A 4031-nucleotide genomic window follows, 5' to 3' on the forward strand; every position below is an offset into this window, starting at 1 on the left:
CGCACCTGCGCCCCACCTCCGACCGCGTGCGCGAGGCGGTCTTCAACCTCCTGATGAACGGTCCCTACGGCAACCCGGTCGAGGGCGCGCGCGTGCTCGACCTCTTTGCCGGCACCGGCGCGCTCGGGCTCGAGGCGCTTTCCCGCGGCGCCGCGCGGGTGGCCTTCGTCGATGACGGCGCGGCGGCGCGCGCGCTCCTGCGCGCCAACATCGAAAAGATGCAGGCGATGGGCGCGACCGACGTCTGGCGCCGCGACGCCACCCGCATGGGTCCGAACCGGGGGCCGGGCTACAGCCTCGCCTTCCTCGACCCGCCCTACGGCAAGGGTCTCGGCGAACGCGCGCTCGCCTCGCTCGCCGAAGGCGGCTGGCTCGCTCCCGGCGCGCTCATCGTCTGGGAGGAAAGCGCGCCCCCGCTGCCGCCCGAGGGCTTCACCCTTCTCGACCAGCGCCGCTACGGCGACACCACCATCACCCTTCTCAGGGCCCCGGCATGAGACCCGCCGCCGTCCTTTTCGACTGCGACGGCGTCCTCGTCGACAGCGAGCCGATCACCGACCGGGTGATCGCGGCGAACCTCACCCGCCACGGCCTTGCCCTCGCCGCCACCGAGATCCACGCGCTCTTCCTCGGCGGCACCATGGCGGGCGTCGCGGAAGAGGCCCGCCGCCGCGGCGCCGCGCTTCCGCCCGACTGGGTGGATGCGGTCTATCAGGAGATGTTCGCGGAACTTGCGAAGGGCACGCCGCTGATCCCCGGAATCCCCGAGGTACTCGATGCGCTCGACGCCGCCGCCATCCCCTATGCCGTCGGCTCCAACGGCCCCCACCGCAAGATGCAGATCACCCTCGGCCAGCATCCCGCTCTTCATGGCCGGCTCCACGGCCGCATCTTCTCCCGCCACGACGTCGCGCGGCCGAAGCCGGCGCCGGACCTCTACCTTCACGCCGCCGCCGCGCTGAATGCCCCGCCCGCCGCCTGCGTCGTCGTGGAAGACAGCGCCACCGGTGTCCGCGCCGCCCGCGCCGCCGGCATGGCCTGTCTCGGCTACGCGCCGCAGGGCGACGGTGCCCGGCTCGCCGCCGAAGGCGCCCGCCCCTTCCGCCGCATGGACGACCTGCCGGCCCTGCTCGGCCTCTGACGCCACGGCAATGCACGACAAGTTCACCTGCCGGACTTACCCTCGCGGCGAGACCTCTGCTATGCTTTCGCCATGCCCCGCTTCACCGCCCGCACCGATTACTCCGCGACCGAGCGCCTTTCGGATGCCGTCATCCATGTCGCGGGCCTCGTCGTCGTGCTCGCCGCGGTGCCCGTGCTCATCACCGTCGCGGCCTTCCTCAGGGGCGACCTCACCGCGGTCCTCGCCGTCTCGGTCTACGGTGCCGCGCTCGTCGCCATGATCCTCTGCTCGGCGCTCTACAACATGATCGCCGATCCCGGCTGGTCCCGCTTCCTGAAGCGGCTCGACCACTCGGCCATCTACGTGAAGATCGCCGGCACCTACACACCCTTCACGCTGCTCTCCGGCCAGGGGCTCTGGCTCCTCGCGGGGCTCTGGGCGGCGGCGCTGGCGGGCGTCGGGATCAAGCTCGTCTCACCCGACCGCTTCCGCCCGCTCGGGCTCGCACTCTACCTCGGCATGGGCTGGGCCGGCCTTGCCGCCGGCGGCACCTTCCTCGCCACGCTCTCGGGGCCGGTCGTGGCGCTCATCCTCGCCGGCGGGATCCTCTACACCGTCGGCGTCGCCTTCTATCTCTTCGAGCGCCTGCCCTTCCACTACACGATCTGGCACGGGTTCGTGCTGACGGCGAGCCTCGTCTTCTACGCCGCCGTCACGCTCCATCTCGTCCAGACGGCCTGAGCGCGCCCGCGGCGATCACATCGCCGCCCGGCGGCTTTCCTCCAGGTAGATTTCGCGAAGCCGCGTCGCCACCGGCCCGGGCCGGCCGGTCCCGATCGCCGCTCCGTCGATTTCCACCACGGGCATGACGAAGGCCGAGGCCGAGGTGACGAAGGCCTCCTCGGCCGCCTTCGCCTCGTCGAGGGTGAAGGGCCGTTCCTCCACCACCATCTGCGCCTCGCGGGCGAAGCGCAGGACGGCCGCCCGGGTGATCCCGTGCAGGATGTCCGCCGAGAGCTGTCGGGTGACGATCCGCCCGTCCGTGACGATATAGGCGTTGTTCGAGGTGCCCTCCGTCACCACGCCGCCCTCCTCGGTGAACCAGGCGTCGTCCACGCCCGCCTTCTTCGCCATCATCTTGCCCATCGAGGGGTAGAGAAGCTGCACCGTCTTGATGTCGCGCCGACCCCAGCGGATGTCGGGGATGCCGATGACCTTGATGCCGGCCTTCGCCGCCGGACTGTCGGCCAGCCCCGGCTTCGACTGGGTGAAGAGGACGACGGACCCCTTCACCCTTGCCGGATCGGGGAAGGCGAAATCCCGGTCGCCGGGGTTGCCGCGGGTGATCTGGAGGTAGACGAGCCCCTCGTCTATCCCGTTCCGCGCGACCAGTTCGCGGTGGATCGCCAGAAGCTCCGCCTCCGTCACCGGGCTTTCCATGTCGAGTTCCGCCATCGACCGCGCGAGCCGCGCCGCGTGGCCGGGAAAGTCGATGAGCCGGCCATCCAGCACGCTCGTCACCTCGTAGACCGCGTCCGCCATCAGGAAGCCGCGATCGAAGACCGAGACCTTCGCCTCGTCCTCGGGGACGTAGTCGCCGTTGACATAGACGATGCGGGAGGCGGGGCGGTTCATGGGCGGTCTCCTTGGTGGGCTCGCCCGGTGTCATCGGCCCTTGGCGGCGCCGCGTCAAGGCTGCTCGGCGCTCAGCCCCAGAGCGCCCGGTCCGGTGCCTGCATCACGGAACCTGCGTAGCGCACCGGCGGCTTCCGGTCCTCCGCCAGGATGAGCGGCCCGTCGAGGTCGGCGACCGCCGCCCTCTGCGCGACGAGAAAGGCCGGCGCCATCGAGAGCGAGGAGGAGACCATGCAGCCGACCATGATCCCGAACCCCTCCGCCTTCGCAGCCTCCCGCAGCGCCAGCGCCTCGGTGAGCCCGCCCGCCTTGTCGAGCTTGATGTTGACCATGTCGTACTTGCCGCGAAGGCCGGCCAGCGAGGCGCGGTCGTGGCAGCTCTCGTCGGCGCAGACCGGAACGGGGCGGGCGATCTCGGCCAGCATTCCGTCCGCGCCTGCGGGCAAGGGCTGCTCCACCAGCGCCACGCCCAGCCGCTTCAGGTGCGGCGCGAGCGCGGAATAGACCTCCGCCGTCCAGCCCTCGTTCGCGTCGACCACGATCCTCGCCTTCGGCGCACCCGCGCGCACCGCCTCCAGTCGCGCCATGTCCTCCTCGGTGCCAAGCTTGATCTTCAGGATCGGCCGGCCCGCCGCCCGCGCCGCCGCCGCCCGCATCCGCTCCGGCGTGTCGAGCGAAAGGGTGAAGCAGGTCGTGACGGGCGCCGGCGCCGGAAGGCCCGCGAGTTGCCAGACCGGCCGGCCGGCCCGCTTCGCCTCCCGGTCCCAGAGCGCGCAGTCGACCGCGTTGCGCGCCGCGCCGGCAGGCAGCAGGTTCTGGAGCGTCGCGCGGTCGATGACCTCTGGCAGCGCGGAGATCTCTGCCGCGACACTGTCGAGGCTTTCTCCGTAGCGCGCGTAGGGCACACATTCGCCCCGGCCGGTCGCGCCCTCGCGGGAAAGCGCGACCGTCAGCACGGCGGCTTCCGTCTTCGACCCGCGCGAGATGGTGAAGACCTCCCTGAGCGGGAAACGGTCGCGGGTGACGGTCAGGCTCATCGGCGCGGCTCCCTCGGTTCTGCTCCGGTTCTCCCTGTCCCGCGGGTCCGGGTCAAGGCCGCCCTCTGTCGGGACGGATGCCCGACGGAAAACCGACGCAAGACCGACGCGATCCCGACGTCCCGTCCGGCGCTGTTTTCTGCACCTGCAAAGCCCGCTTGCGCAGCGCAGCGCAATATTCTATCCGGGCCTTGATCCGCCACGAAACTTCCTTGCCTGAGGAATCCGCCATGAGC

At 71.0% G+C, this 4031-nt stretch carries 6 protein-coding genes; 3 read left to right on the forward strand and 3 right to left on the reverse strand.

Going from position 1 to position 4031, the window contains the following annotated elements:
• The 3 genes from rsmD to trhA all read left to right on the forward strand — a co-directional run.
• The coding region (rsmD, locus tag F9K34_RS17415; RefSeq protein ID WP_291338382.1) for a 16S rRNA (guanine(966)-N(2))-methyltransferase RsmD at positions 1-497 on the forward strand (497 nt) is incomplete at its 5' end.
• Positions 494-1141, forward strand: coding sequence for an HAD family hydrolase (locus F9K34_RS17420; protein ID WP_291338383.1), 648 nt, complete (start codon positions 494-496; stop codon positions 1139-1141). The genes rsmD and F9K34_RS17420, both read left to right, overlap by 4 nt.
• 72 nt (positions 1142-1213) lie before the next feature.
• Complete coding sequence (gene trhA, locus F9K34_RS17425; RefSeq protein WP_291338384.1) at positions 1214-1864, forward strand: PAQR family membrane homeostasis protein TrhA; 651 nt, start codon at positions 1214-1216, stop codon at positions 1862-1864.
• Positions 1865-1879: 15 nt separating this feature from the next.
• On the opposite strand, the gene F9K34_RS17430 is transcribed toward trhA, so the two are convergent.
• The 3 genes from F9K34_RS17430 to F9K34_RS17440 form a co-directional block, all read right to left on the reverse strand.
• Positions 1880-2758, reverse strand: coding sequence for a D-amino-acid transaminase (locus tag F9K34_RS17430; protein ID WP_291338385.1), 879 nt, complete (start codon positions 2756-2758; stop codon positions 1880-1882).
• 71 nt (positions 2759-2829) lie between these two features.
• Complete coding sequence (dgcA, locus tag F9K34_RS17435; protein ID WP_291338386.1) at positions 2830-3795, reverse strand: N-acetyl-D-Glu racemase DgcA; 966 nt, start codon at positions 3793-3795, stop codon at positions 2830-2832.
• A 52-nt stretch (positions 3796-3847) separates the two neighbouring features.
• Positions 3848-4031, reverse strand: a 184-nt coding sequence (locus F9K34_RS17440) for a hypothetical protein (RefSeq protein ID WP_291338387.1), incomplete at its 5' end; no start/stop codon positions are given.

It is taken from the genome of Albidovulum sp. (assembly GCF_008933605.1).
In the GTDB taxonomy this organism is placed as follows: Bacteria; Pseudomonadota; Alphaproteobacteria; order Rhodobacterales; family Rhodobacteraceae; genus Albidovulum.

Excerpts from the sequence above, each read along its gene's own strand:
- dgcA (WP_291338386.1), bottom strand. The coding sequence starts at position 3,795 with ATGAGCCTGACCGTCACCCGCGACCGTTTCCCGCTCAGGGAGGTCTTC.
- F9K34_RS17430 (WP_291338385.1), bottom strand. The coding sequence starts at position 2,758 with ATGAACCGCCCCGCCTCCCGCATCGTCTATGTCAACGGCGACTACGTC.
- trhA (WP_291338384.1), top strand. The coding sequence starts at position 1,214 with ATGCCCCGCTTCACCGCCCGCACCGATTACTCCGCGACCGAGCGCCTT.
- F9K34_RS17420 (WP_291338383.1), top strand. The coding sequence starts at position 494 with ATGAGACCCGCCGCCGTCCTTTTCGACTGCGACGGCGTCCTCGTCGAC.